This window comes from Phormidesmis sp. 146-12 (genome assembly GCF_052939495.1).
Genome location: NZ_JBJPHS010000014.1, coordinates 24,840 through 51,068 on the forward strand (window position 1 = coordinate 24,840; position 26,229 = coordinate 51,068).

The window sequence follows — 26,229 nt, forward strand, 5'->3', positions numbered from 1 at the left end:
AGTGTACCCTAATTTCAGCGAATATTTTTAGTAGGAGTTTACGAATGTTGAAGCTCTACGGTGGTGCGCGGAGTCGGGCCTCGATCGTGCAGTGGTATCTAGAAGAATTAGAAATTCCCTACGAGTTTGTGCTGCTGGACATGTCGGTTCAAGAACACTTGCAGCCTGAGTTTCGTCAGATTAACCCCTTTGGGAAGGTGCCCGCGATCGTCGATGGCGGCTTTTCTCTCTGGGAGTCAGGCGCAATTTTGCTTTATCTAGCTCAGAAGTACAGCAAAGAATTTGACTCGCCCGAAACTCAAGGAACGATCGCCCAGTGGATTCTGTTTGCCAACGCAACGCTGGGGCCAGGAGTATTCGTCGAAGCGAGTCGAGAGCGAGAGTTTCCCAGACTGATGCAGCCGTTAGATGAATTGTTTGGGCAGCAGCCGTTTGTGTTGGGCGATCGCTTTACGGTGGCAGATGTAGCGATCGGCTCGATGCTGTCATACATTCCTCTGATGCTGAAGCTCGATTTTGGTGCATATCCCAACGTGGTGAACTATGTACAGCGACTGTCGGAGCGTCCTGCATTTGTTCAGACGATCGGCGGTCGAAAATAGTCCCTTTCAAGCTTGAATAGGAGCTATTCGCAGACAAAAAAGGGGACAGCTTTTACCATCCCCCATCAGTCAACAAATTTTGGGCAGAATCTACAGATGAGGCACATAGCGTTCTTTTTCAGGAACGTTCGCATACTCAGCTACGATTTGACGAAACTCGTCGCCGTCGATCGTTTCCTTTTCAATCAGCAAATCGACCAAGCGATCGATGACTTCGCGATTTTCACGCATGATCCGGCGCGCATCGTCGTAGCAGTGTTCGACAATCATGCGGACTTGAGCATCGATGCGAGCGGCGATTTCTTCGGAGTATTCCGATCGCGCCGTCCAATCCCGACCCAGGAAGACTTCGCCTTGCTGACTTTCAAGCGAAACCGGCCCTAAATCGGACATGCCAAACCGAGTCACCATTTGACGCGCCATTCCTGTGACCTGCTGCAAGTCGTTTCCGGCTCCAGTCGTCACCTCGGAATCCCCAAAGATCACTTCTTCAGCAGCCCGACCACCCAAAGCACCCGTGATGCGTGCTAGGATTTGCGCTCTCGAAATCAACCCTTGATCTTCAGAAGGCGTAAACCAGGTCAACCCTTGCGCCTGTCCACGGGGAACCAGCGTCACTTTTTGCACAGGATCGTGAGCCTTGACCAGCGTGCCAATCACGGCATGTCCAATCTCGTGGTAAGCGATCAAACGCTTGCTCTTGCTGTCTACGAGCGGTGTGCCTTCCATGCCTGCGACGACGCGATCGACGGCATCATCCACTTCCAGCATGGTGACCGCCTCTTTGCGACGACGGGCGGTGAGAATAGCCGCTTCGTTCAACAAATTGGCGAGGTCAGCCCCAGAGAATCCGGGAGTGCGACGGGCGATCGCTTCGAGTGAAACTTCGGGAGCAATTTTTTTGTCGCGAGCGTGGACGTTGAGAATTTCTAGACGACCTTTGATATCGGGGACATCGACCGTAACTTGACGATCGAATCGGCCCGGACGCAGCAGCGCAGAATCCAAGACATCGGCGCGGTTGGTCGCAGCGATGATAATGATTCCAGTGTTGCCTTCAAAGCCATCCATCTCGGTCAGCAACTGGTTGAGGGTTTGTTCGCGTTCGTCGTTACCGCCGCCGATTCCTGCACCCCGCTGGCGACCCACTGCGTCAATTTCATCGATAAAGATGATGCAAGGTGCGTTCTCTTTGGCTTTTTTGAACAAATCACGGACGCGAGAAGCCCCCACCCCGACAAACATTTCGACAAACTCAGATCCAGAGATCGAGAAGAAAGGCACGCCAGCCTCACCTGCGATCGCTTTTGCCAACAGAGTCTTACCCGTTCCAGGCGGCCCGACCAGCAAAACGCCTTTAGGAATCCGGGCACCGACTGCGGTAAAGCGTTCTGGCTTTTTCAAAAAGGTCACGACTTCTTGCAGTTCTTCTTTGGCTTCTTCGATGCCTGCCACGTCGTCAAACAACACGCCCGTTTTGGCTTCCATCTGGAACCGAGCGCGAGATTTGCCAAAGCTCATGGCTTGACCTGGGCCACCCGGAACGTTTCCAGAACGGCGGAACAAGAAGAATAAGCCACCCAACAGCAGCACGGGGAAGACTAAATTTCCTAAAAGTCCCCAAACTGCGCCATCGTTGCGAGCAGGGTGAGAATCCAAATTAATGTTGGATTCTCTCAGACGAGTAATCAATTCGGGAGCATTGCCCGGAAGGTCAACGCGCAAACGCTGTAGCCGATTTTCCAGTTCGGGGTCGATCGCTTCAACAATGGCAGTGCGCCCACCATCATACAAATCAACGCTTTTGACCCGATTGGCATCCAAATATTCCAAAAATCGCCCGTAGGTCATGCGGGTGCTGGCGGTGTTTTTGCTCACCGTGGCGGGATTAGGAGCAAATGACCCCTGCCATAGGAAAAATCCAATAACGAGTGCAGGCAAGGCCCACAGCAGGATGGTTCTCCAGGAAGCTTTCATAAACTGGCAACCTCTATATGTGGCAACAACGGTTAAGTCTCGATCTTAAACAAAAGTGAAATTTCCTCAAGGGGAAGCGCGGATTTAAGTGGGTAGATTTCCGCTCTGTAAAGGCGCTTCTGAGAAAGTTGATTCGATTTCCAGACGTTTAATGAGAAATATCTTAATTAAATTTAACCTAATTGGGAGACATCCAGCAATCAGGTTAAAGATATCGAGGTCTGATGCCATTCCCTTGCTTCAGGAATGCTGCGCTTGCTTAGTATCGATTTGCTTAGATGAGAGGTGACCGTGTTGGGGAATACGTGGTCGATCGCTCCTTTCGTGATGTGGCTATTTTAAAGTTGAGTCAGAAACAGAATTCTCGGAGTGCTTGGATGCTGATCAGGCTAAAGCTAAGGGAAATTGCCGAGCAGGAAAGGTTTCAATTTATCTTATTTTCAGACGGCGAAGAACTCGCAGAAGGGCACCTTAGTGCGATTCCTGAAGGCTTGACTCAGGCGTTTGAGGACTGGCGGCAAGCCTATCTAGGATTGGACAGCGTACGATTTCGCCTTACGCCCATCCCTACGAAGACAAACTTCTCAGAATTAGACATCGCGGGCTTTGCCAAAACGCTCAAATCGCACTTGGATGAGTGGCTCAACGGCGGTCAGGAGTGGCAAAAGGCGCGAGAAAGGTTAGCTCAAGTGCTGGCGCGAAATGCGGGCAGTGAGATTCGGGTTTTGCTGGATGTGAAGGATCATCGGCTACGGCGGTTTCCCTGGCAGGAATGGGAGTTTTTTGAAGACCACTTTCACAATGCCGAGATTGCTCTCTGTGAACGGTTTCAGCCGCCTGCTGTTTTACCTGGGTCGGGACTCGTCAAGATTTTGGTCGTGGTTGGCAATACGCAAAACATTGAGAAAGGGGTTCTCGCAGATCTGGAAGCTATCAAAAGCGTTGAGAAAAATGGCGCAGTGGTAGAAATTTTGGAACAGCCCAGTCGCCACACGCTGCTCGAAAAGCTGCGAACTCACCCCTACGAAATTTTTATTTTCACGGGACACAGCAGCAGTAACGCCAGTGGGGAGATTGGCAAAATTGCCCTTTCTGACACCGATGATTTAGAGATTGGTGAACTGAAACAGGCCCTACGATCGGCGATCGCTCAACGATTACAGCTTTGTATTTTCAATTCTTGCGATGGGTTGGGGCTGGCAAGACAGTTGGCTGAGTTAAAACTGCCCTGCACGATCGTCATGCGAGAGCCTGTTCCCGATGATGCGGCTGCCAAATTTCTCAAGGTGTTTTTGAAAAGCTTTGCGGAAGGGCGATCGTTTTTTCGCTCGTTTCGAGAGGCGCGGCAACGGCTGGAAGGCTTTAATCAATATCCGGGGGTCTGTTGGTTGCCTGCAATCAGTATCGGTCAGTCGGTACAGCCGCCCACTTGGGAGCAGTTAGCTGGCAAGGTCGCTCCGATCGCTTCAAATCCACTGCCAAAAGAGTCAGGGAACCGTAGTAAAAAGCTGATTTTGGGAAGCATTGCAGTTCTGGGATTGGTTGCAGGTGGAGTCTGGTTCTTGAATCGGACTAAACCCCAAATTCCAGCTTTAGAACCTAGCCCTAGCGTGATCGAAATCAGTCAGATTCAGTTTCCGGCAATGACAGTGAAGTATGGCGGGTCTGGCACGTTGTCACGTCTGGCAAATGGCTTAAAGGTGCTTCCGGGCGTTCCAAGCAGTTTTAATTTAGATTATGTGAAGCCGCCCGAAGAAAACGGCAGCGAAGTCGGCATTCAGATGTTGATCGATGGCGAACTCGATATTGCGCTCTCATCAACTCAACTGGAAACCAAAGATTACGATCGCGCCGCTCAAAAACAAGTGCGGATCAAGCAGGTTGCGATCGCCATTGACGGGATTGCTGTGGTCGTGAATCCCAGTTTGAATTTGGATGGGCTGACGATCGGGCAGCTAAAAGACATTTACACAGGCAAAATTACGAACTGGCAGCAAATCAATCCGTCTCTGCCCAGTTTGAGCATTCAGCCCTTCTCTAATCCGCCACAGACCTCCGGCACGGCCAAAAACTTCAAAGAAAAAGTGCTAGGTAACGAAGACTTCAAGATTCCTCAAGAAAATTACACTCGTGGCTCGTTGAGTGCTGGGATAGCGAGAGTTGCTGATGCTCCGGGGGGCATTTATTATGCGACGGCTTCCGAAGCAGTCAGACAATGTACGGTAAAGCCGATTTCGGTTAGTCCGGGGGCCAGCAGCGGGTGGGTCGCGCCTTACCAGGGTAATTTAGGAAAGCGAGGGCCAGGCTGTACAGAGCAGGATCAGAACAAAGTTAACGTAGAAGCGTTTCAGCCTAATGGCCAGTATCCAGAGCGGCTAACTCGCAGGCTGTATGCGATCGTGCGTCAGGACAATGACCCCCAGCGAGCCAAACGCAAAGAGGCAGGAGAGGCTCTGATTAAGCTACTGCAAACTCAGCCAGGACAAGAACTAATCCGAGAAACAGGGTTTTATCCATTGCAGGCGGCGATCGCTTCGAGTTACCCGCAAGGGGTCGCTAACCTCTACCGGACTTCTGTAATCCTCAAAATGTAGGGGGTTGCTTTGTCTTTGTGGTAGGTGCCGACCCAGACTTGATAGCTGCCGGGGAGCCATTCTCCCTCGATTCCAGCATTTTTGTCCTGCAAATCGTCGTTGCACCAGACACCACCCGGCCCTTTGATGACGATCGTCGTGTCTTCAGAACTCTGCGTTTGAATCTTGAGATATTTGAAAGCGGCTTTTAGCTCGATCGTATGATTGGGGGCAGCATCCATAAAGCCCAAACAGCCACCCGTCGGAGAATCTGCCCGACCTGCAACCTCTTTGGCGGCAACTGATCCCCCTGTAATTCCCTTCAACTCTGTGGGGTCGGGGGAGAACTTGGGGCTAAGTGTGGCATTTTGAAACATCGGGGGACTTTGGGCTTGAGCAGGCATCGAGACGATCGCGCCTCCTATCATGGCTGAAGATACCAACACTGCCCATCTGCACTTTCGCTCGGAATGAATCTTAAGCATTGGTGTTTCTCGCGTTTGACGTGTCTGGTTCTCGAAGACGGTCTTTTTGGCAAGAGAGTTTCTCGTTGAGGGCAGAATTGTTAGGCTCTAAGAATCCTCAACTTCAATACTGAATTTTAGGCGATCGTCGCGGCCCTTTCGAGTCGAGAACGATCATATCCCTTCTGACTCAACAACAGCCAGGACTGCACCAAATCTGGCCCATGCATCGCACCCGTCAGCGCGGCTCTCAGCGATTTCATCACCACCCCTTTTTTGACGTTCTGTTCTTTAACCACCTGCTTGATGATTTCCTGAATGCTTTCGCTGGTCAGAGAAGTGGAGGAGAGTGTTTCATGGATGGACTTGAGGGCTGCCGCCGCACCTTCCTGCTTGAGTTGAGCGATCGCTTCTTCGTCAAATTCAATCTCGCTGACAAACAGATAGCGCGTCATCTCCACGGCTTCTTGCAGGCGAGACAAGCTGGCACCAATCAGACTCGTCGTTTGCTCTAACCAGGAACGATCTGCCGGATCAACTTCATACCCCGCTGCTTGCCAATAGGGAATCAGCAGATCGGTGAGCTTGTCCACAGGCATATTGTGCAGATATTGACTATTTAACCAATTAAGCTTGTCCCAATCGAATTTAGCGCCAGCTTTGTTAACGCGATCGAAGCTAAAGTCCGCTGCTGCCTCTTCCAACGTGAAGATTTCTTGAGTCGAATCTGGAGGCGACCAGCCCAGCAGCGTCATGTAGTTGACCAACCCCTCTGCGGTGTAGCCCATTTGCTGAAAGTCGTCGATCGAGGTAACGCCATCCCGTTTCGAGAGTTTTGCCCCAGCCGAGTTAAGAATCAGCGGCGTATGCCCAAATTCTGGAACGGTGGCTCCCAGCGCTTCATACAGCAAAATTTGTTTGGGCGTGTTGCCGATGTGGTCTTCTCCCCGAATCACGTGGCTAATCTGCATGTCAATGTCATCGACGACAACGACAAAGTTATAGAGCGGCTGCCCCACTTCGCTGCCTTCTGCTGCCCGCGCGATCACCATATCGCCGCCCAGATCGCGACCCTTCCAGGTGACTTTGCCGCGTACCATGTCGTTCCAGGAAATCTCGCGATCGTTCTCAATTTTGAACCGAATCACAGGCTTACGACCTTCTGCGACAAAAGCGGCTTCCTGTTCCGCTGTCAAATTGCGGTGACGGTTGTCGTATCGAGGCGCTTCTTTTTGCGCTTTTTGGGCTTCTCGCATCGCATCCAATTCTTCGGGCGTTTCGTAACTGCGGTAAGCCAGCCCTCTGTCTAAGAGCGTTTTGACCGCTTTCTCATACATCTCTAGCCGCTGCGATTGATAAAAGGGGCCTTCGTCCCAGGTCAGACCGAGCCACTGTAAGCCCTCCAAGATATTTTCGGTGAATTCAGGGCGCGATCGCTCCAGATCCGTATCTTCAATCCGCAGAATGAACTGCCCCCCCTGATGACGGGCAAAGAGCCAGTTAAACACAGCCGTTCGAGCGGTGCCAATGTGAAGCTTTCCGGTAGGACTGGGGGCAATACGAACACGAATCATAAGGAAAAGGGTAAAGGAAAAGGATAAAAAAGAAAAAGGATGAATTCTTTAAGACAACGAATGAATTTTACTTCATCCCTCATCCCTCATCCTTCATCCTTACTTCTTAACGGGACTGACGGGGCTCGAACCCGCAACTTCCGCCGTGACAGGGCGGTGCTCTAACCAATTGAACTACAGTCCCTCATTTCTGAGGTCGCAACCTTTCAGCGCGATCTCTATTGTGCCGATCGACCCTTCTTTTGTCAAACGTTTTGCGAAAGTTTTTTGAAACAAGGCGTTTTGGCGGGCGATCGGCACCAGCTAGCGAAACTGGATAGCTTCTAATTCACTACTTTTTACGATAGTCTGCATCGCGCCAGCAGAGCGGCAAGTCTTCGCCCGAAGGAAACAGCAGCGCTTCTTTGCGAAACGGAGTCGGGTCTTGCTCTTCTTGCCCTTCTTGAATCCGACCTTTGGTTTCGTCTTGAGCGGGGTTAAATAAAGATTCTAGATCTAAAATTTCAACCAGGTTGCCCGTTTGTTTTTCCTGCAAAAGCATGGAATTCTCCCATAAATTTTTGAGTACGCTACCAGAATGCGGCTTCACAAACGGCTTCTCATCTATCTGAAGGCAAGTTGGGCGATCGACTGAGGGATAATAGCGATCGAGCGTTGCACCCAAGCTTCATGCGAACTATTGCCGAAATCAATGACAAAATCGATCGCCATCAGGCCACTGTTCTCACCGTCGAAGCCCTGAAAGCGCGAGTTGCAGAAGTCGGCGTGACTCAAGCAGCCAAAGAAGTCGATGTTGTGACGACGGGCACCTTTGAGCCGATGGAGTCTTCTGGGGCAATTTTGAATCTGGGGCAGACTGATCCACCCATTAAGATCCGTCAGTGCTGGGTCGATGGCGTGTCGGCTTATGCAGGGTTTGGGGCGGTCGATCTGTATCTCGGTGCCTCTCAAATGGTGGAGTATTCGGGCATCGGAGACGGTTCGGACAATGAGGACTCACGAGATCGGGGCGGTGGGCATGTAATCGAGGATTTGATTGGGGGAAAGTCAGTGCATTTGCGGGCGATCGGGCAGGTGACAGACTGTTACCCTCGTGCCTCGTTTGAGACGACAATTACTCGCGAAACGATCAATCAGTTTTATCTATTCAATCCTCGTAATCTCTACCAGAATTTTATTGTTGGGGTGAATGGCGGCGATCGTCCTCTTTTCACTTATTTGGGCCCGCTACAACCTCGATTAGCGAATGCGGTTTACTCCAATCCAGGGGCGATTTCCCCGTTGCTAAATGATCCTGATTTGCAGCTAATCGGGATTGGTACGCGAATTTTCTTGGGAGGCGCGATCGGTTATGTGACCTGGGAAGGCACTCAGCACTTTCCGTTACAAAAACGACTGCCTAACCGCACGCCGATCGGGCCCGCTGCGACCTTGGCGCTGATTGGTGACGCAAAACAGATGGAGACTCGTTGGGTGAGAGGCTGCTATCTCAAAGGGTATGGCCCGTCGCTGATGTTGGGTGTAGGCGTGCCGCTGCCCGTTTTGACTGAGGAAGTGATTTTACGGTGTGCAGTGCAGGATCAGGATCTGGTGGCTCCGATCGTCGATTTTTCGATTCCTCGGCGGGTTCGTCCTACGTTCGGATTGGTCAGCTACGCTCAACTCAAATCTGGCAGAGTGGCGATCGACGGTAAATCCGTGCGAGTGGCCCCTTTATCGAGTATCCATCTAGCGCGACAGGTGGCGATCGAGCTAAAGCAGTGGATTGATGAAGGAAAATTTACGCTAACTGAAGCGGTTGCCCCAATTCCCAACGATCGCGCATTCATTCCCCAAGATTTGAGAGGTCGCTGATGTTTGCCAAAATCCGGGGCACCGAAATTTACTTCGATATTGAGGGGTCAGGACTGGTGCCCGACGGCTCTCGAATGCGAGAAAAACCAGTGGCGTTTCTGATTCACGGCGGGCCAGGGGCGGATCACACGTCCTACAAGCCAACTTTTTCCGCTTTGAGCCAGAAAATGCAGTTGGTGTACTTTGACCATCGAGGACAGGGACGATCGGCACGGGGCGACAAAACGACCTACACGCTGGATCACAACGTTGAAGACATGGAAGCTTTGCGTCAGTATTTGGGATTGGGCAAAATCGTCGTGATTGGCAGCTCCTATGGGGGAATGGTGGCTCTGACCTATGCCACTCGCTATCCTGAGAATGTGTCCCATTTGATTGCGATCGCCACCGTCCCCGATTTCCGATTTCTGCAACGAGCGCAAGAGATTTTGGCAGAACGAGGCACCGAAGAACAGCAAGCGATCGCTCAATTCCTCTGGAATGGCAACTTTGAAACGGAGGATCAGCTACGGGAATATTTTAAGGTGATGCGATCGATGTACTCGGTCACCTACGATCCCACTGACCAGACCGACCAGACAAAGAGTTGGAATCGCACCATTCTCTCGATCGATGCCATCAATGTCGCGTTCGGTGGATTTCTAAAAACCTACAGTGTTTTGGATGAATTGCCCAAAATTACGGCTCCAACCCTGATTATTGCTGGCCGACACGACTGGATCTGCCAGCCCGAATTTTCAGAAGAAATGGCTAAAGTGATTCCCAACGCTGACTTAAGAATTTTTGAAAACAGCGGTCACGCCATTCGAGCCGACGAGCCAGAAGCTTTACTGGATGCGATCGCAGGGTTCATCGTCTACAAAAAATAAGCCTGCAAAAAAATAATCAGGAATGGATCGAAATCCACCCCTGATCACTCAGCCAGACTGAAGACCTTTAAGCCTCTGTTGTGTTTGTGTCCCGCTTTTTAACAGGCTTTGGTAAAGGATCTTTGCGCGCAGGTGCGGGGGTAGACGGTGCCCCAGCGGTTGGTTTTGACGCACCTCCAGCCCGGTTAAACGGACGCGGTGACGCAAAATCTCGTCTCGGTCGATCGCCGCTCCCCCTGCTAAACGAAGATTTGGGCTTCTTCTTAGGCGGAATCATGCCGATCGGGGTTCCCTTCTCAATCACCAGCCCGTCACCCCGTCTGCGAACTTGCAGATCCCAAAAATAGCCAACGACCTTACCAGTCAGCGTTCCTTCAAGTTTGAGCTTGAAGCATTTGCTGCGGTTGCCGTCTTTTTTGCGAGGCGCTTGCTGAATCTTCACCACCAGAGAGTTTTCTTCGGGCGTGTGAAAAATCACTTCTCCACGAATCGAGAAATAGTCATCATCCGCTTCTGACGAAGGTTGGTAAACGATCGGGGGTTCTTCATCTTCTGAAGGTTCGCCGTCTCCCTCTTCCGCCTTGTTCAGCTTCTCTGGCTCCCAAACTCCGACGATTTGCGCGTGCAGATCTTCTTCTTTCTCGCGGGTGCGGGGATACACCACCCAGAGATGGTCTTGTTCTAAGTCCAGATGATTTCTCACCAGACTCATCACCCGACCCAATAGGACAGCCTGAATTTCGGTGCCATCGGTGGTGAACAGCGTCCCACGGGTAAACTGCTCTTCTGATGCGGTATAGCGACCTCGCAGGAGACCGATCGCTCGATACTGCATTGGCTCACTCGGTGCTGGGATGGGCTTGTGGCGCAATCCGTCATCTGGAGGCGCTTCTGGCGTTTCCTCTACAATGGGAGGCGGCGGAGTCGGCTCAGGCTCGATCGCTTTGGGTGGCATGACTGGTCTGGCCACCGGACGCATCAACGGGCGCTGGGGAGTCAGCGGGGCCGTGTCTGAGGAGTCTTCTGAGGAGCTAGATGGGGGCGATTCGGCAGGGTCTTTATGAGTCTCAGAAGAAGCATCGTTGAGGGGTTGCTCATCCAGGGGGGCCTGGGGGGATGCGGGAGACTTGGGAGGTTGGAGAGGACGGTTGGGCAGGGGACTCATAGGCTATCATCGTCACGGGCTGAGGGCAGAGTTGCATCAGTCAGCATATTGTACTAAATGCAGTCAGACTAAGAAGGAATCCGAAAGCTTTTTGCATTTCTATAAAAGATTATGGAATGCGCTTTTCAGAATTTCTGCTGGGGAGCCATCTCAGAGGTTGCCGAAAAGGTTGACCCACAGACTCATTCTTAGCATTTACGTTGGTCAGCATCAATAACGCTGTGTCTATGATACTGATTTCTGATGACTGACAAATCGACTCCAGGCAGACAATCTTAAGATTTCCCTGGTTCTCTGACGGATCAACAGACCCGGTTTGTATCAAGCCTCACAGTTAGAAGATTTCTATCGCCAAATCTATCCCAATGGAGGACACAGCATGGAGAAAATCTGTCTTGTGTGGCTCTGTTTCTCGATTGATCTGTTTCTCGATTGAGATGCGCGATCGCAGAGAGCAGACCTCTTTCTTTTAACCTGCTGCTTAAATGCTCGGCGGCTCATGTTAAGCCAGTTTGATGAAGTCTTTTAACTTCGTTGATTTGGGCAGAAGGTCGATTATTGGTCAAGCATTGACACGATTTGTAACCAGGAAATGAGTGCTCTACTGCTGTTTCTACTTTTTTAGCAAAACCCCTTGACTCTGACGTGACGTGAGGCTTTTAGGATGAACTCGTTCACAGTTAGAGCAAATCAAGGAGGAACAGGATGCAAACCACGGGGTTGAAAGTGGGCGATTTAGCAAAACAAACAGGAGTCTCTGTTCGGACGTTGCACTACTACGATGAAATCGGTTTATTGTCGCCTTCTCATCGTACCGAAACAGGTTATCGACTGTATGACGAAGCGGACATTATTCGATTGCAGCAAATTGTGTCGCTGCGGCAGGTTGGGTTCTCTTTAGAGGACATTCGATCGTGTTTGGATCAGCCTGATTCTTCACTTGATCACATTATTCAGTTACATCTCACTCGTCTGCGCGAACAAATTGATTTATCTCATCGATTGCTCACCCGATTGGAAGCGATCGCACAGACCCTAAACTCAGCAGAATCTGTTTCTGTCACGACTTTAATTCAAACCATTGAGGCTATTTCTATGTTGGAAAAGTACTACACGCCAGAACAATTAGAAACGCTCAAGCAACGTCAGGAGTTGGTGGGTGAGGAGAGAATTCGTCAAGTGGAACTAGAATGGCAGGAACTGCTGGAGCAGGTTCGCACTGAGATGGAAAAGGGCACCGATCCAACTAGCGAGTCAGTGTTAAGGTTGGCTCGACAATCACTCGCGTTGATTCATGAATTTACAGGCGGGGATGCAGGAATTGAACGATCACTGCACACGATGTATCAGCAAGAAGGAGCGGACGTTGCCAGTCGGGGGGTTGTTAATTCGGCTACCTCTGAATATTTGAGTAGAGCGGTGGCAGCTCTAGAAGGATCAGAATCGTGAGCTTCTACGATGGGTGAGAGGGGCACCAGTCTCTCGTATCACTTCCAGGGTGTCAAGGTGTAAAGAAAAAAGTTAGATAGGGGACTTGGACAGGGGACTTGAACAGGGAACTTTAGACAGAAGACTTTGGACAGGGGACTTTAGACGGGGGGCTTCTGACTCTGGGCAGTTGTCTGGTGGGGTTGACTAGAATGGGGGCTAGAGGGTCTGGGCATTTTCAGTTCTTTCACGGCTTAATCTTTGTTTCAGGATGCGATCGATGCAAATTCCTTTTGTTGGTAAAGATAAAAAGCTCCCTCGATGGCTGCTGGGGTTGATGGTGGCTGGGGTGATTGCGATCCCGGCGGGTACTTATTGGGCTTCGCGCAAGGCGGCTCCGCAGGCAGATATCAAGACGCTGACGACCCCGGTGAAGTCTGAAACCTTGACGATGCGAATTACGGCCAGTGGCACGATCGCGCCCGTTCAGACTGTCAATCTCAGCCCCAAAACACCCAGCCGCATTGCAGAATTGTATGTCGAGCAGGGCGATCGGGTAGAGGCGGGTCAAGTGATTGCTCGGATGGAAAACAACGAACTGCAAGCCCAGCGCGCTCAGGCAGTTGCCAGCCTCGAAGAAGCCCAACAGCGGCTCAATCAGCTAAAAGTTGGGACTCGTGTCGAAGAGATTCGTCAATCAGAGTCAGAAGTGACCCGTGCCCAGGGTGAGATCAACCGCGTCCAGGGGCAGATTGCCGATGCTCAATCGCAGTTAGAATTCGCTCGAACCCAGACTCGACGGCAGAGAGAACTGGCCAACCAGGGAGCGATCGCCGCCAACTCGCTCGACGAATTTCTTCGCAAAGAACGTAGCGCCCAGGAAGCTTTAAACCAAGTTCGCGCCCAGCTAAGTCAGTCTCAAGCTCAATACAGTCAGGCGGTGCAGCAGCTTGCTCAAAAACGCAACGGGGCGACTCGTGAGGAGATTGGTCAGGCGGAGGCGAGAGTAGCGGCTGCGGTGGCTCAGGTCAAGCAGATCGATTCTAATTTGGCGGATACGGTGATTCGTGCGCCTTTTGCAGGGCAGATTACGCAACGCTACGCCAGTGTGGGAGCCTTTGTTACCCCGACGACTTCTGCTTCGGCGACCTCTTCGGCGACTTCAACGTCGATCGTCGCTCTCGCCACTGAGTTAGAAGTGTTGGCTAAGGTACCCGAAGTGGATATTGGCAACATTAAGCAGGGTCAGTCGGTTGAGGTGAGAGTAGACGCTTTTCGGCAGGAAGTCTTTAAGGGGCGAGTTCGTTTGATTGCGCCCGAAGCGGTCGTTGATCGCGATGTCACCTCGTTTCAAGTGCGGATTCAGTTACTTTCGGGGCAAAACAAGCTGCGATCGGGGATGAATGCCGATTTAAGTTTCTTAGGTAACCAATTAAACAATGCCTTGATGGTGCCAACGGTCGCAGTCGTCACCCGCCAAGGGCAAACGGGCGTACTCGTCCCAGGAGCAAAAAATCAACCAGAATTTAAGGAAGTTACGATCGGCACAAGCATGGGAAATCAAACCCAAATTACCGAAGGATTGAATGCAGGCGATCAGGTTTTTGTACAGCTTCCCGAAGGGCAAAAACTACAAACAATCATTGACGGCGACACCAACAAATAGGACAGCAGAAACATATGGCAATGGACTGGCTTGAAAGTGGAAAAATGGCAGTCAAAACGCTCACTGCGAATAAACTGCGAAGTAGCTTAACCATGCTGGGAATGATCATCGGCAACGCTTCGGTGATTGCTATGATCGGTATTGGACAAGGGGCACAGCGACTCGCTTCTGAACAGTTTGAGTCATTGGGGCCGAACGTTCTTTTTGTTACGCCGGGGTCAGGTCAGGCCAGACAGAGAACGACTAACTTGCCGAGAACGCTGGTCTGGGGAGATGCCATTGCGATCGCCACTCAAGTCCCTTCGGTCAAAGAAGTCGCGGCTCAAAGACAGTCTCAACAGCCGATCGTGTATGGGGGACGCAACCGCAGTTCTTTAGTCGTGGGAACGACCCCAGAATTTCTCTCAGTCCGCGATTTTGATGTGGCTAAAGGACGGTTTTTGACCAATGCCGATCTCGATCGCAGTACCAAGGTTGCTGTTTTGGGGCCTGAGTTAGCGGCGGATTATTTTGGCACCAAAGACCCGATCGGACAGCGGATACGAATCCGCAACATTAGTTTTGAAGTGATTGGAGTGATGCAGGCGAAGGGGTCATTTTTGGGCAGCAATCAGGATGACGCGGTTTACATTCCCTTGACGACGACAGCTAATCTGCTGACCGGACGCACTTCACCCTATGGACTGGATCTCACCTTTGTTTCGGTATCTGCCAAAGATGAAGCAAGTGTCCAGGCGGCCGAATTCCAAATTACAAACCTGCTGCGCCTGAGACACAAAATCGTCAACGAAGACGATTTCACCGTCCAGACTCAAAAAGACATCCTTCGCATCGTCGGCACGATTACTGGAGGCCTCACCGCAATGCTGGCCGCGATCGCCGGAATCTCGCTCCTCGTCGGCGGCATCGGCATCATGAACATTATGCTGGTTTCTGTCACCGAAAGAACCCAAGAAATCGGCTTAAGAAAAGCGATCGGAGCCACCGAACAGGATGTTCTCGTCCAATTCATGATCGAAGCTGTTCTCTTATCAGCCGCAGGTGGCCTCATTGGCACCGCTGTCGGAGTGAGTGGAATTCTCCTCGTTTCTGCGTTCAGTCCCCTACAGGCAGGTGTCGCACCGATGGCGATCGCCCTAGCCGTAAGTGTATCCGGCACGATCGGACTCGTCTTTGGAGTCATTCCCGCCCGCCAAGCCGCAAAACTCGACCCGATCGTCGCCCTCCGCAGTGCCTAACTCTGTCATCCTCCAAATAAAACGCGAGACCTCAACTCCCACCAACCAATTCTTTCATCCCTCATCCTTCATCCCTCATCCCTCCCCATGCCCCAACCTGTGATCATCCGACTCGAAGAAGTCACCAAAGTCTACGGCTCTGGCGAGACTGAAGTTCATGCTCTGGCGGGTGTGGATCTGATTGTCGAACAGGGCGAATATTGCGCCATCATGGGCGCTTCTGGATCGGGCAAATCAACGATGATGAATATTATTGGCTGTCTTGATCGCCCCACTGCCGGACGCTACTACTTAGACGGGGTAGACGTTTCGGGACTTCAGGACAAAGATCTGGCGCACGTTCGCAATCTCAAACTGGGCTTTGTGTTTCAGCAGTTTCATCTATTGCCGCAGTTGAGTGCGCTCGAAAACGTCATGCTGCCGATGGTCTATGCCAGCGTTCCGTCGGAGGAGCGGCACAACCGGGCGAAAGAGGCGCTGATTAAAGTGGGGCTAGAAAATCGGCTGGCCAATCGTCCCAATCAATTGTCAGGCGGACAACAACAACGGGTAGCGATCGCGCGGGCTATTGTCAATCGTCCCGTTCTTTTGCTGGCAGATGAGCCGACGGGCGCGTTAGATTCTGGAACCACCAAAGAAATTCTCAGCATCTTCACCGAACTGAATGCGAGTGGCATGACCGTCGTGATGGTGACGCACGAACCGGATGTGGCCCGCTGTACTCGCCGGGTCATCTGGTTCAAAGATGGGCAGGTCATAAAGTCTTATCTCGCGCCTGAAGAGTTGGGCACGGTGACGGCCGCCTGATGACCTCAGTGTGATTTTTTAGTCATTCATACTAGGTCGCGATCGGACTAAGCTCGTATTCTCTGGTCATCAGAATGTTGAGCAGCTCTCGTCACAATACTCTTAGTTGAAGCGAGTAAAAGCAGTTTAGCGCAAATTGTGCCTGACAATACACTAGGTACTGAACGCTCTGTGGTCACACCGGATGTCACGATACGAAGAATCAGCAGCGGGAGCTTGGCTGTTGCCGAAGGCATTCTAGCATTCACACTTTATTGACTACTCTCGCGAAGGAATAGAAACGAATTGTGAATGCTAAAACGCCTGCTGGGAGAAGGTTACATCGTTTTTTAGCAATTTTACTTCTTCTAAAGTGGCATAAGAGGGATAGCGCTTTGAAGTTAAATATTTTGTCGAACGAGGGCTAATTGCAGGACACTTCACCGGCTTTGGGCGTGGCATCTGGGTAGAAGGTGACGATCGCTCGATTTGTTTTGACAAACACCGCTTTAAAGGGTGGAGCCGCATTATCGCGCACGGTAAGTAGACAAGCTTGCTGACCCCTGTTTCTGAAAGCTTTGAAAGCCTGGGTCGCGTCGGTCAAAATCTCTTGAGCATTGCTCACATAGGAGTAGCCTTTTTTAGTATCTCTGGTGACAATGCGATCGCCCTGTCTCACCTCGACCCCCAGGGTATAAATTCCGCCCTCCATCACCTCTTCGGCTCTAGAATTATTGGGCAATCGTCCAGCAATGCCTTGAGTTTGTAGCTGCAAATATCTGCCCGCAAAATGCAGTCCACCAATCTGCCGCGCGCCTTTGATTTGTCCACAAAAGATATGCTCAAATCCACTTCTGTCTGACCAGACGGTGATCAAGTCGTCGCGAAACTGCTGATCGCTGCTGCGTCCCGGAAACAACTCGCCGCCCACCGATCGCTTCACACTTCTCACCACATCCGGAGACTCGGCAAACAATCGTCTCAGGCTGACCGTGTTAACTTTGCTGCCAAAGGCTCCGCAAGTCTGCAACACTTTCTGATCAAAGGCATTCAAACTAGGCGGATTGGGCGTAATATCAACTCGCTGATTTCTAGGAATGCCAACCGCAACGGGATTGTTAACTTGATCAAAAAAGGGCAATAGTTTTGAATTAGACTGAGAACGCTGTTTGGAATAACTCTGATAATCTGTCTGGGAAACTTGAGCGATCGCTTGTTGAATCAGTGATGGAACCGTTCCTAACAACAGCAGCGAGAATCCACCAACACAACTTTTTAACAACCTGGACATAAATGAGATTCTCATAACGACAATGTAAGCCAAAACACGAGAGAAACGGTCTGAATACTCCTGTGACGTGATTGCGCCTCTAGAGAGTTCCCGGTTAGATGAGAATAAAATGAATTTTATAGATGTAAAAAATTACGTAGAAAAGTCGCGATCGTGACTCGCTGCTTGATTTTCATCGCTTCATAACCCTAAAGTGCATTAGACTAAGGGCATTCATCGCTTTGAGTGGGTGGGGAGGCTTCAGGATTGGGTTTGATTCGATCCTGATGGGTCGATCGCAGTGTTGAAAACAGTTCTATTCCCTACAGCGCACGACTGCCATGCGTAACAGATTCCCGTTTGGATTAATTCTGCTTCTCAGCCTTGTCTATATCGGGTTTGGTGACCAGTTTCTACCCTTCTCGCTCGGTCGCTACAGCTTTCAGGCACGCAGTTCGCTCAATCAAATCATGGTGGGGGCGTTTCCGAGTTGGCGACCTAAAGCAGATCCCCAACAGCGCACTCAGGAAGCCGTCAAGCAAACTGAGAAGGGAGAGCAAAAAACGAATTAGATTTGAGGTTTGAGTTAAAGCGTTGAGTTGTCGGTTGAGGCATTGTCTAAACTTTTGGCGATCGCCCTCACTCAAACCCTTTTCACTCAAACCTCAGCCTTTTCTAAACCTTTTTCAACCAGCTAAACATGGCGCGCAGGTCTTTGCCGACTTCTTCGATCGGGTGTTCTGCTTCCCGACGGCGCATGGCGTTGAATCCTGGTTTGCCTGCCTGATTTTCGAGGACAAACTCGCGCGCAAATTGTCCGGTTTGAATCTCAGACAAAATCTTTCGCATTTCCAAGCGCGTCGCATCGGTGACAATCCGCGGCCCGCGAGTCAGATCGCCATACTCTGCTGTATTGGAAATGCTGTCGCGCATCGTAGCCAGTCCGCCTTCGACGATCAGATCGACAATCAGCTTGACTTCGTGCAGACACTCAAAGTAAGCCAGTTCGGGCTGATAACCTGCTTCGACCAGGGTTTCAAACCCGGCTTTGATCAACGCACTCAACCCGCCGCACAGCACCACTTGTTCGCCAAACAGATCCGTCTCGGTTTCTTCGCGGAATGTGGTTTCAAGAACGCCGCCTCTGGTGCCCCCGATGCCCTTGGCGTAAGCCATTGCCCGATCGCGGGCCTGTCCTGACGCATCTTGATAAACCGCAAACAGCGCAGGCACACCTTGACCTTGCTCATAGGTACGCCGCACGAGATGACCGGGGCCTTTGGGCGCAACCATCACCACATCGACATTGGACGGAGGCACGATTTGGGCGTAATTGATGTTAAAGCCGTGGGCAAACGCCAACACGTTTCCTTCGCTGAGATTGGGTTCGATTTCCTGGGTGTAGACCGATCGCTGCACTTCGTCGGGGAGCAAAATCATGATAAAGTCGGCGGCTTTGGTGGCATCGGCCACACTATGAACCGTCAGCCCCGCATCTTTGGCTTTGATTGCAGACTTGCTGCCAGGATACAGTCCGATAATCACGTTGAGACCGCTGTCTTTGAGGTTGAGGGCGTGGGCGTGACCTTGAGAACCGTAACCGATGATGGCGATCGTTTTTCCAGCGAGTAAATCGAGATTGGCATCCGCGTCGTAATACATCCGCGCCATGAGAAAGTCTCCTTGCAGCAAGTCTTGATGGGTTATCAGAACTCTCAATTTTATCAGAAGGAAGCCACAAAAATTGGATGGTGTCCGGCGTGTCGAGAATTCTGTTGTACAGTATCTTCGTCATTCTTTTATGGAGGCGATCGAGTCGATGTCTACCCCTCACACTTCACCGTCCCCTTCTTTTTTGCGATCGCTGGCTCGATTTTTTGGCGAATATTTTATCTACTTGCTGCCGTCAGCGTTCATCATTTACTTAGTTTTAGAGTCTTATCAAATTGATTTTCGTCCCTATTACATTGCAGGTAAATCAATTTTATTTGGACTTGATCCTTATCTAAATCATGTGAATGACCACCCAGAATTTTATACCCCTGTCAATGCAAATATTTCTCCAGGTTCAGGCTTTATTTATCCCCCATTTGCATCGCTATTATTTGCGCCTTTTGCAATGCTGCGTTACGCAAACGCCAAACTGTATTACAGCATCTTTATTTTGATTCTATTGTGGTTGTTATTGTTTGAGTTAGTCAGATATAGCCAATTTGAAACAAAAGGTGAAACGCTGCTGTTTGTGATGGCTAGTTTTCCAGTATTTGCCAACTTTGAGCGAGGACAAATTGATATTCTGGTTTGTTATCTGACGATCCTCTCGTTTCTCACTTATCAACGTCGTCAACCTCAAGTAATTTCTGGATTTCTCTTAGCGCTGGGCTGCTGTATCAAGCTGTTTCCTGGGATTGCCGTTCTCTACTACCTGTACAAGCGAGAATATAAGCTAATTGCTTACACGTTTGGGTTTATTGGGTTTTTATTTTTATCACCGATCGCTTACTTTGGCCCGGCGATCTACACCAGCTACGTTAAACGAATTTTGCCTCAGTTTTTTGGCGCTCTATCGAGTCCAGTTCCGATCAGTACGCATGGTCAGGCAGTTGTCGATCGCGTGGTCAAATCTTTCGACAGCAATGGATTAAGAGCAACCCATGATTTTGTTCACGGCTACATGAATCCCTTCTTGAGAAATAATCTGGTCGGTGCGGTGATTGTGGGAGCGATCGCGTTTTCAGTGCTGCTTTATTATCTGCGTCGTAGCCCAGTTGAACATCAGTTTTTCTCGGTGATGAATTCGATTTATCTATTCAATCCGCAAACCTGGATTATGGGCCTAGTCTGGTATATTCCTCTGTTTGTTTATCTATTTGGAAAAGCCAATCATTTGGGCAAGTTTGTATTAGTTTTGCCGCTGATGATGCCGCCTTTTACAAATACTAATGGAATGTTAGCGTATGCAATTACGCTTGCCTTTGCCATTCCCAAATCTCGCGATCGTCTGATTAAGGGACATGAGCTTTTACAGAATGCTTAAGAATGAATGTTCCACACCAGTCAAAGAAAGTTTAAAGTCATATTGGTTTGATTAAGCCTCTTCGCCCCGGTGTTTAGCGCTTCTGCCCCCCAACCTACAATCGGGGACTTTAAAGAGATTTCTGATTCAAAGTCCCTCACTTGTGGGGGATCTAGGGGGCTGCTAAGAACTGCAACCGTAGCCCAAAATTATGTTGAGTTCACGTTAATTAAAGCGTCTGCAAACTATCGACTAAGGCTGAAATGGCACTCGGAACTTGACTAGCCGCCGTTTGAGTCGCGGCAATCAAAATCATCGCCACATCGGTTGGTAGCTGACGAACTAGAATCGTGCCGCCGATCGGTTGACTTTTTCCGGCGATCGTCAGGCTCCCTGTCCAATCGAGCTTGATGCCCCCTGGAATCGCTTGCCACTGACCCGGCTGAAATCCTTCTCCTTGCTGAAATGCCGTCTGAGCAATCTTGACCAGCGCATCGTTATCCGTTCCTTGTAGGGCGAGTTGTCCCTGGGATCGCACCAAAACCGTATACGCCAAACTGCCGTCGGGCGACTCGATCAGCACCGATCCCGCCAAAGGACTGACTTTATAATTTTGCAAAATCCCAATCTTAAAGCGGCCTTCCGGGTCTTTATATTCACCACTCACGGGCAAAGGTGGCGCAGTCGAAGCGGGAGACACCGGAGCGACCCCTTGCGGGTAACTCGGAGAGAGCGGACTGGGAGCCGCCAGCGGCGAAGTGGGCAGTGGGGGAACAGGAACACCTGGCGCAGTGGGAGAAATCGTCGGTAAAGGAGCCACCGGAACGGCCGTCGGCGGCACTGCGGGAGAAGCGGGAAGTGATGGAGAAGCGGTGGGCGGTTCAGCTTGGGCCCGACTCAATCCTGTCCAATTGTTTTGAATAAGCGTCGCGGCAACCAATAGGGCGATCGCCACTCCCATCCACCAGTTTCGCTGCCATCTCATCGCTCGTCTGCTCCTATCGACCTAAAATTGAGGGATTGTTTGATCCAAAAACACCAGCAACGCATCCGATCATCAAGGTTGCGAGAGTTGCTGCCCAGAGAGCTTTCCAGCCCAATTCGCTCAGGTCTTTGCGGCGAGACGGAATCAGACTAACAAAGCCGCCGACAAAGATTCCGACCGAGGGCAAATGGGCAAAGCCACACAGCGCGTAGCTGACGATCAACAGAGAGCGATCGCTGATTGCTCCTCGATCACTCAACAGCGCCAATTGCTGATAGACAGGCACTTCTGTTTCCAGCAACCGCCGCCCGATCAGAACCGAAGCCTGCCACAATTCCGCCCAGTTTAACGAAACGCCCGTCAAAAAAGTCAGCGGCAAAAACAGCGCCCCCATAATATTTTGCAGCGTCACGACTTCAAAAATCAGACCCAGACGACGCAAAAAGAGATTGCTGCTTTGGGCGAGAGAAGCCAGGTTGCCAAAAAACAAATTTACCAGGGCGACCAGTCCCAGAACCGCGATCAGAAGGGCCGCAATGGCGATCGCCAGTTTCACCCCATCCATTGCCCCGGTGATCACGCTTTCCATTGCATTCGATTCGGGCGCGTCCTTCGGTTCTTCTGGCAAGCTGCCCAGGGTTTTAGGCGTTTCTGTTTCGGGCACCAGCAGTTTAGAAATGACAAAGCAAGCCGGAATCGCCATAATCGAGGCAGAAACCAGGTGCCCTGTAATGTTGGGAAAAACGGGGCGAAGTAGCTGGGCGTAGAGGGCGAGAACCGTTGAAGCAGCGCTTCCGTAGCAGGAGGCAAGAACGGCACAAAGTTCACTCCGAGTCATGTCTGCCAAAAAGGGACGCACCACCAGGGCGGACTCAATGCCCACAAAAATGTTTGTAGCTCCGCTCAACGCCTCTGCGCCACTGAGATTCATCGTTCGGCGAAAGAGTTTGGCAAACAGACCAACGATCGGCTGAATTAGCCTCAAATAATAAAACAGTGACATCAGGGCGGAAAAGAAAATCACCGACGGCAACGCGCGAAAGGCAAACACATAGCCCAAATTTAAACTATCGGGGCTGAGGCGATCGCCCGCAACCGGAATATAAGGCGGCGTGACCGCACGAGCAATCCAGCGACCTGCCAACACGGGCCCCGGTACGGTAGAAGCGTCTGGGACTAATAAGGAACCAAAAATAAACCGAGCGCCCGCCTCCGTCGCATCCAAAACGGCGTTGACGTTGGTGCTAATAATCTGAACGATCGTGCGCGTCACCGGAAACGAAAACACCAGCAGGCCCAACACCAATTGCAGCGCAATCCCCCAAATTACGACCTTCCAGGGAATCACACGGCGGTTTTCGGAGCCGAGCCAAGCGATCCCACAGAGGGCAAAAATCCCGACAAAGGACAAAAGATTTAGCCAGGTCATTTTATCGATATCGACCGATCACATCGTTGAATCTGATTCTCAGCAAGTCTATCAGCATTCGGATCGAGTCTTGCACAAGATTCACGGTTGAGTGTTTTGTTTGATGCTGGTCTGACACCTTCGCGGGGATTTCGACGATCGTATACCCCCACTTTTTCGCCAAATAAAGTAGCTCTGCATCAAACGAAAAGCCTGTTAATGCTTGTTTAGCAAACAATGTTTTAGCCGCATGTTTCTGAAATCCCTTTAAACCTGCTTGCATATCTCAATATTGAAGATTCAGCACTTTGCGAGACAAAAAGTTATAAACTTGACCTGCAATTTTATGGCTCCATTTCAAGTCTTTTTTCAAGTCTTTATTGTTGCTCACTAACCCTCGACAACCGATCGCTACTTCTGCATTTTGCAGCTTTCTAACTAACCGATCTAACTGATCGAGTGAATAAGCTAAATTACCATCCAAAAAGCAAATATAGTCACTTTGAGCATCGTCAACTCCTCGACTAATCGCGTGTCCTTTTCCAGCACGAGGACGATCAGAAAGTAGCTGAATCTGTCGGGTTTTGGCTAAATGAATTCCAAAAGAAATGATGCACTTGGCACGATCGCTCGACCCGTCATCCACAAAAATAAATTTATAGTTCGGATGCGTTTTCAAATAGCCCAAAATTAGATGCAACGTATCCTGAATACAGGCTTCTTCGTTATAAACAGGCAAAATGACAGAAACAGGTGATTTATTCTTTAACTCGGAGTCCAAATCTTGAGATTCTGATTCACTCGATCGGTGGCGAATTACAATCCAGGTAGACCCAAGCAGAACGGTGAGATGACAGGACAAAAAATGATCAAATGGTTCAATCAGCGCCCCTGGTTACTGTTGCCATTTTTGGGGCTAATTCCATTAGCAGGATATGCGCTCAATCACACGCCACAGTCTGAGCCAAGTCCAGTTGCAGAAAGTCGTCCCAGTCCCGTTGCTTCGAGTGACCCGCAGGTCGTGCCCCCTCGTCCTTCCGCTTCCCCGACTCCTGCGCCCAAACCTACCAAATCGCCCTCTGCCAAAGCTACTCCGACGCTTACGCCCGTCAATCCTGCGGCGCTGACCAAAGAAGAAATCGCCCTCAACCAAAAAGCCAAAGCAGAATTTGCAGCCCTGCGCGGCACTGTGGATTCGTTTATTGAAATGCAGGTGTCGATCAGCAATGGGAATGCTTCGACGATCGCCTCCAATGCGGGTGCTACGATTCTGGATGAAAAAGGACGATCGCTGCACACCTTAGCCCCAGGGACAAACTATCCAGCCCAGTTAGCAGGCAGCGGGATTGCGGTAGGCGATCGCCAACTCCCGGCGGTTGTTTGGGTAGAACCTGATCCGAGGGGAGTTTTGTATTTGGGCGATCGCCCTTATCACGGCAAGTTTTTGTTAGTCTCTCAAGCAGGTCGGCTGCGGGTGATCAATTATGTGAATCTCCGCCAATATCTGCACAGCGTTGTGGGCAGTGAAGTGTCACCGAGTTGGCCAATGCAGGCGCTCAAAGCTCAGTCGGTAGCGGCGCGTTCTTATGCGTTGACGTATTATTTTAGACCCGCCAATGCGCTCTATCACATGGGGTCAGACGAGTATTTTCAAGTTTATAGCGGCATCAAGACCGAAGCCGATACAACCCGCAAGGCGGTCGATCAGACAGCAGGCGAGTTCGTCAGCTATCGGGGGGGCATTGTCGAGTCACTTTATGCTGCGTCAGACGACATTGTTGCAGAAGCCTTTCGCGGGAAGGGAATGAGCCAATTAGGAGCCTTAAGCCTCGCCGAAAAAGGCTATTCTTACAAACAGATTTTGTCTAATTACTATCCCAAAACCGGGGTCGCTCGTATCGAAGAAGATCGCGAATAAGCAGTTGCAACCATTCCCAACCTCATCGATCGGATCAACCCAAAGATGATGTGGATTATCTAGATAACGTTCCGGTTGAGCGGCTACCGATAACTTCTGCCACAAATCAACTAACCTTCCAGTCCGCTCTAACCGGGTTGTTATGCCGCCGTTGCTTTTACCAAGTCTTAGGGCAACGGAATGCCTGCTGAACGAATAGCTAACTTGACCACCCCTTTAACCACATCGCTCACTGTTGCATCACCTAGAGATTGCCCCCACTTTATCAACTTGTCTTTTATTTTTGGATTACTCTCAGCTTTAGTTGCAATATCTTGCGCCACCTGATCTCGAGCAACATCAACTGTTACCCCCGTTTTTTGCAACTGCTCAATTAAGTCTTGAATTTGAACTGCTGCTTGAACCAAGTCATGGTTCATATCGATATAATCGCCCTGCACATTAGTTCCACTATTGGTCTCAATGAAACTCCTGATAGTAGAGTTACGCATGTCATATTTAGGAGCCTGTGACATAACTTTTAGAACCTCAGTAATACGGTAAGCGATCCAAGAAACAATACTAACACTTAGTAAGTCTTTCCAGTTTCCGATAAATAAGTTCCAAGTTAAAGAGGATAAGTTAAATCTTACTGAAACTCGTTCATTAAAAATATCTTTTTGTTGGAGATATGGTGTTTCAAGTTCAGGAATTGGAAATTCAACACGAGCCTGCAACGTTAATAAATTATCACCAACTTTCAAAGGTGTAACTTCCCAAATCCATTCTGCAACCTCTCCTAGAACAAGGAACTGCTTTCCAGTATGAATTTGGAAGATCTTAAAACTTTCGGGATCAGCAATTAACCTCATTTCAACACTTCTCGGATCATAGTGAATTTCGTGATTTGAATTCACTAGCTTTTCCCCCAATTTTTGAGATTTGGCGAGCATATCTTCGTCAATTCTGGGAGAGGCAACTGCTCGAATAACTTCCTTAATTCCAACTTGCATCTCGCCAGGAATATTGTGAAAAACCTGTGTAGTTGGTGAACTATCTACTGACCGCGAGATAATCTTTGAAAGGAATATAATAGACTCTGATGGAGATGAAAGTACTGAAGTGATGGAACCGATAATGCTAATAAGAGCATCGGGAACTGACGATTTGTCACGTTTTATAACCCCTGTGATGTTTGTACCATGTTGGCTATGTAGATCGATCTCATCACTATACACAGATGGCTTGAAGATGACTAGGACTAATAAGGCTACTACAAAAATAATAAAGATAACTTTAGCAGCAAAATTGAAAAAGCTAGCTGCAATTGCCAGCGCTCTTGTAGAGTTAGAGATTCTAAGGCAAGCAACCGTTATTACAATTAATGCAATAGCAATAGAGGTATACCAGTTAATAAACATTGAAAACTATACAAATAGATTTTTTATCGACATAAA

General features: G+C 50.0%; 23 protein-coding genes and 1 tRNA gene. 11 read left to right on the forward strand and 13 right to left on the reverse strand.

The window, feature by feature from the left end:
* The first annotated feature begins 44 nt into the window (after window positions 1-44).
* On the forward strand, window positions 45-602 hold the full coding sequence (locus ACKFKF_RS08730) for a glutathione S-transferase family protein (protein ID WP_446867374.1): 558 nt from the start codon (window positions 45-47) through the stop codon (window positions 600-602).
* A gap of 90 nt (window positions 603-692) precedes the next feature.
* Here ACKFKF_RS08730 and ftsH2 read toward each other — a convergent pair whose 3' ends face one another.
* Entirely contained in the window at window positions 693-2,579 is a 1,887-nt protein-coding gene (gene ftsH2, locus ACKFKF_RS08735) for an ATP-dependent zinc metalloprotease FtsH2 (protein WP_446867375.1), read from the reverse strand.
* A gap of 278 nt (window positions 2,580-2,857) precedes the next feature.
* Here ftsH2 and ACKFKF_RS08740 point away from each other — a divergent pair, with 278 nt between their 5' ends.
* Window positions 2,858-5,173 (forward strand): substrate-binding domain-containing protein, encoded by a 2,316-nt coding sequence (locus tag ACKFKF_RS08740; RefSeq protein WP_446867376.1) that lies wholly within the window; start codon window positions 2,858-2,860, stop codon window positions 5,171-5,173.
* Here ACKFKF_RS08740 and ACKFKF_RS08745 read toward each other — a convergent pair.
* The 4 genes from ACKFKF_RS08745 to ACKFKF_RS08760 form a co-directional block, all read right to left on the reverse strand.
* Window positions 5,143-5,598 carry a hypothetical protein gene (locus ACKFKF_RS08745; protein WP_446867377.1) on the reverse strand — a complete coding sequence of 152 codons (456 nt, stop codon included), beginning with the start codon at window positions 5,596-5,598 and terminating at the stop codon, window positions 5,143-5,145. The genes ACKFKF_RS08740 and ACKFKF_RS08745 overlap by 31 nt on opposite strands.
* A gap of 155 nt (window positions 5,599-5,753) precedes the next feature.
* Window positions 5,754-7,190: a glutamate--tRNA ligase gene (gene gltX, locus ACKFKF_RS08750; protein ID WP_446867378.1), complete on the reverse strand. Its 1,437-nt coding sequence runs from the start codon at window positions 7,188-7,190 to the stop codon at window positions 5,754-5,756.
* Between the two features lie 110 nt (window positions 7,191-7,300).
* Window positions 7,301-7,374 (reverse strand) — tRNA-Asp (locus ACKFKF_RS08755).
* A gap of 147 nt (window positions 7,375-7,521) precedes the next feature.
* Window positions 7,522-7,854 (reverse strand): hypothetical protein, encoded by a 333-nt coding sequence (locus ACKFKF_RS08760; protein ID WP_446867379.1) that lies wholly within the window; start codon window positions 7,852-7,854, stop codon window positions 7,522-7,524.
* A 5-nt stretch (window positions 7,855-7,859) separates the two neighbouring features.
* Here ACKFKF_RS08760 and ACKFKF_RS08765 point away from each other — a divergent pair, with 5 nt between their 5' ends.
* Window positions 7,860-9,044, forward strand: coding sequence for a homocysteine biosynthesis protein (locus tag ACKFKF_RS08765; protein WP_446867380.1), 1,185 nt, complete (start codon window positions 7,860-7,862; stop codon window positions 9,042-9,044).
* Entirely contained in the window at window positions 9,044-9,913 is an 870-nt protein-coding gene (locus tag ACKFKF_RS08770; RefSeq protein ID WP_446867381.1) for an alpha/beta fold hydrolase, read from the forward strand. Before ACKFKF_RS08765 ends, ACKFKF_RS08770 begins: the two co-directional genes overlap by 1 nt.
* 67 nt (window positions 9,914-9,980) lie before the next feature.
* Here the strand turns inward: ACKFKF_RS08770 and ACKFKF_RS08775 are convergent, their stop codons facing one another.
* A complete protein-coding gene (locus tag ACKFKF_RS08775; RefSeq protein WP_446867382.1) occupies window positions 9,981-11,078 on the reverse strand; it encodes a hypothetical protein in 1,098 nt (365 codons plus the stop codon).
* A 705-nt stretch (window positions 11,079-11,783) separates the two neighbouring features.
* Here ACKFKF_RS08775 and ACKFKF_RS08780 point away from each other — a divergent pair.
* The 4 genes from ACKFKF_RS08780 to ACKFKF_RS08795 all read left to right on the forward strand — a co-directional run bounded on the left by ACKFKF_RS08780 (window position 11,784) and on the right by ACKFKF_RS08795 (window position 16,217).
* Window positions 11,784-12,527: a MerR family transcriptional regulator gene (locus tag ACKFKF_RS08780; protein WP_446867383.1), complete on the forward strand. Its 744-nt coding sequence runs from the start codon at window positions 11,784-11,786 to the stop codon at window positions 12,525-12,527.
* Between the two features lie 259 nt (window positions 12,528-12,786).
* Window positions 12,787-14,172 carry an efflux RND transporter periplasmic adaptor subunit gene (locus ACKFKF_RS08785; RefSeq protein ID WP_446867384.1) on the forward strand — a complete coding sequence of 462 codons (1,386 nt, stop codon included), beginning with the start codon at window positions 12,787-12,789 and terminating at the stop codon, window positions 14,170-14,172.
* Between the two features lie 14 nt (window positions 14,173-14,186).
* Entirely contained in the window at window positions 14,187-15,410 is a 1,224-nt protein-coding gene (locus tag ACKFKF_RS08790) for an ABC transporter permease (RefSeq protein WP_446867385.1), read from the forward strand.
* A gap of 87 nt (window positions 15,411-15,497) precedes the next feature.
* Window positions 15,498-16,217 (forward strand): ABC transporter ATP-binding protein, encoded by a 720-nt coding sequence (locus ACKFKF_RS08795; protein ID WP_446867386.1) that lies wholly within the window; start codon window positions 15,498-15,500, stop codon window positions 16,215-16,217.
* Window positions 16,218-16,620: 403 nt separating this feature from the next.
* Here the strand turns inward: ACKFKF_RS08795 and ACKFKF_RS08800 are convergent, their stop codons facing one another.
* The gene (locus ACKFKF_RS08800) at window positions 16,621-17,487 is read right to left on the reverse strand and encodes an EndoU domain-containing protein (RefSeq protein WP_446867387.1); all 867 of its coding nucleotides are present in this window, start codon (window positions 17,485-17,487) and stop codon (window positions 16,621-16,623) included.
* A 320-nt stretch (window positions 17,488-17,807) separates the two neighbouring features.
* Between ACKFKF_RS08800 and ACKFKF_RS08805 the strand changes: the two genes are divergently transcribed.
* On the forward strand, window positions 17,808-18,038 hold the full coding sequence (locus ACKFKF_RS08805) for a hypothetical protein (protein WP_446857467.1): 231 nt from the start codon (window positions 17,808-17,810) through the stop codon (window positions 18,036-18,038).
* A 103-nt stretch (window positions 18,039-18,141) separates the two neighbouring features.
* Here the strand turns inward: ACKFKF_RS08805 and ilvC are convergent, their stop codons facing one another.
* Window positions 18,142-19,137 (reverse strand): ketol-acid reductoisomerase, encoded by a 996-nt coding sequence (gene ilvC / locus ACKFKF_RS08810; RefSeq protein WP_446857466.1) that lies wholly within the window; start codon window positions 19,135-19,137, stop codon window positions 18,142-18,144.
* Window positions 19,138-19,210: 73 nt separating this feature from the next.
* On the opposite strand from ilvC, the gene ACKFKF_RS08815 reads away from it, so the two are divergent.
* Complete coding sequence (locus tag ACKFKF_RS08815) at window positions 19,211-20,503, forward strand: glycosyltransferase family 87 protein (RefSeq protein WP_446867388.1); 1,293 nt, start codon at window positions 19,211-19,213, stop codon at window positions 20,501-20,503.
* A gap of 208 nt (window positions 20,504-20,711) precedes the next feature.
* Here the strand turns inward: ACKFKF_RS08815 and ACKFKF_RS08820 are convergent, their stop codons facing one another.
* Genes ACKFKF_RS08820 through ACKFKF_RS08835 form a run of 4 tightly spaced genes read right to left on the reverse strand, consistent with a single transcriptional unit; the run spans window position 20,712 to window position 23,737 of the window.
* A complete protein-coding gene (locus tag ACKFKF_RS08820; protein ID WP_446867389.1) occupies window positions 20,712-21,467 on the reverse strand; it encodes a hypothetical protein in 756 nt (251 codons plus the stop codon).
* Window positions 21,468-21,480: 13 nt separating this feature from the next.
* A complete protein-coding gene (locus tag ACKFKF_RS08825) occupies window positions 21,481-22,896 on the reverse strand; it encodes a NupC/NupG family nucleoside CNT transporter (RefSeq protein WP_446867390.1) in 1,416 nt (471 codons plus the stop codon).
* Window position 22,897: 1 nt separating this feature from the next.
* Window positions 22,898-23,158 carry a hypothetical protein gene (locus tag ACKFKF_RS08830; RefSeq protein ID WP_446867391.1) on the reverse strand — a complete coding sequence of 87 codons (261 nt, stop codon included), beginning with the start codon at window positions 23,156-23,158 and terminating at the stop codon, window positions 22,898-22,900.
* A 3-nt stretch (window positions 23,159-23,161) separates the two neighbouring features.
* Window positions 23,162-23,737, reverse strand: a complete 576-nt coding sequence (locus tag ACKFKF_RS08835; RefSeq protein ID WP_446867392.1) for a glycosyltransferase family 2 protein — start codon at window positions 23,735-23,737, stop codon at window positions 23,162-23,164.
* On the opposite strand from ACKFKF_RS08835, the gene ACKFKF_RS08840 reads away from it, so the two are divergent.
* Window positions 23,726-24,793: a SpoIID/LytB domain-containing protein gene (locus ACKFKF_RS08840; RefSeq protein ID WP_446867393.1), complete on the forward strand. Its 1,068-nt coding sequence runs from the start codon at window positions 23,726-23,728 to the stop codon at window positions 24,791-24,793. The two genes, ACKFKF_RS08835 and ACKFKF_RS08840, sit on opposite strands and share 12 nt — an antisense overlap.
* Window positions 24,794-24,960: 167 nt before the next feature.
* Here ACKFKF_RS08840 and ACKFKF_RS08845 read toward each other — a convergent pair whose 3' ends face one another.
* Window positions 24,961-26,193 (reverse strand): hypothetical protein, encoded by a 1,233-nt coding sequence (locus tag ACKFKF_RS08845; protein WP_446867394.1) that lies wholly within the window; start codon window positions 26,191-26,193, stop codon window positions 24,961-24,963.
* Window positions 26,194-26,229 lie beyond the last annotated feature (36 nt).

Excerpts from the sequence above, each read along its gene's own strand:
- ACKFKF_RS08800 (WP_446867387.1), bottom strand. The coding sequence starts at position 17,487 with ATGTCCAGGTTGTTAAAAAGTTGTGTTGGTGGATTCTCGCTGCTGTTG.
- ACKFKF_RS08825 (WP_446867390.1), bottom strand. The coding sequence starts at position 22,896 with ATGACCTGGCTAAATCTTTTGTCCTTTGTCGGGATTTTTGCCCTCTGT.
- gltX (WP_446867378.1), bottom strand. The coding sequence starts at position 7,190 with ATGATTCGTGTTCGTATTGCCCCCAGTCCTACCGGAAAGCTTCACATT.
- ACKFKF_RS08780 (WP_446867383.1), top strand. The coding sequence starts at position 11,784 with ATGCAAACCACGGGGTTGAAAGTGGGCGATTTAGCAAAACAAACAGGA.
- ACKFKF_RS08740 (WP_446867376.1), top strand. The coding sequence starts at position 2,858 with ATGAGAGGTGACCGTGTTGGGGAATACGTGGTCGATCGCTCCTTTCGT.
- ACKFKF_RS08845 (WP_446867394.1), bottom strand. The coding sequence starts at position 26,193 with ATGTTTATTAACTGGTATACCTCTATTGCTATTGCATTAATTGTAATA.
- ilvC (WP_446857466.1), bottom strand. The coding sequence starts at position 19,137 with ATGGCGCGGATGTATTACGACGCGGATGCCAATCTCGATTTACTCGCT.
- ACKFKF_RS08820 (WP_446867389.1), bottom strand. The coding sequence starts at position 21,467 with ATGAGATGGCAGCGAAACTGGTGGATGGGAGTGGCGATCGCCCTATTG.
- ftsH2 (WP_446867375.1), bottom strand. The coding sequence starts at position 2,579 with ATGAAAGCTTCCTGGAGAACCATCCTGCTGTGGGCCTTGCCTGCACTC.
- ACKFKF_RS08790 (WP_446867385.1), top strand. The coding sequence starts at position 14,187 with ATGGCAATGGACTGGCTTGAAAGTGGAAAAATGGCAGTCAAAACGCTC.
- ACKFKF_RS08840 (WP_446867393.1), top strand. The coding sequence starts at position 23,726 with ATGACAGGACAAAAAATGATCAAATGGTTCAATCAGCGCCCCTGGTTA.
- ACKFKF_RS08795 (WP_446867386.1), top strand. The coding sequence starts at position 15,498 with ATGCCCCAACCTGTGATCATCCGACTCGAAGAAGTCACCAAAGTCTAC.
- ACKFKF_RS08730 (WP_446867374.1), top strand. The coding sequence starts at position 45 with ATGTTGAAGCTCTACGGTGGTGCGCGGAGTCGGGCCTCGATCGTGCAG.
- ACKFKF_RS08805 (WP_446857467.1), top strand. The coding sequence starts at position 17,808 with ATGCGTAACAGATTCCCGTTTGGATTAATTCTGCTTCTCAGCCTTGTC.
- ACKFKF_RS08830 (WP_446867391.1), bottom strand. The coding sequence starts at position 23,158 with ATGCAAGCAGGTTTAAAGGGATTTCAGAAACATGCGGCTAAAACATTG.
- ACKFKF_RS08785 (WP_446867384.1), top strand. The coding sequence starts at position 12,787 with ATGCAAATTCCTTTTGTTGGTAAAGATAAAAAGCTCCCTCGATGGCTG.
- ACKFKF_RS08765 (WP_446867380.1), top strand. The coding sequence starts at position 7,860 with ATGCGAACTATTGCCGAAATCAATGACAAAATCGATCGCCATCAGGCC.
- ACKFKF_RS08770 (WP_446867381.1), top strand. The coding sequence starts at position 9,044 with ATGTTTGCCAAAATCCGGGGCACCGAAATTTACTTCGATATTGAGGGG.
- ACKFKF_RS08775 (WP_446867382.1), bottom strand. The coding sequence starts at position 11,078 with ATGAGTCCCCTGCCCAACCGTCCTCTCCAACCTCCCAAGTCTCCCGCA.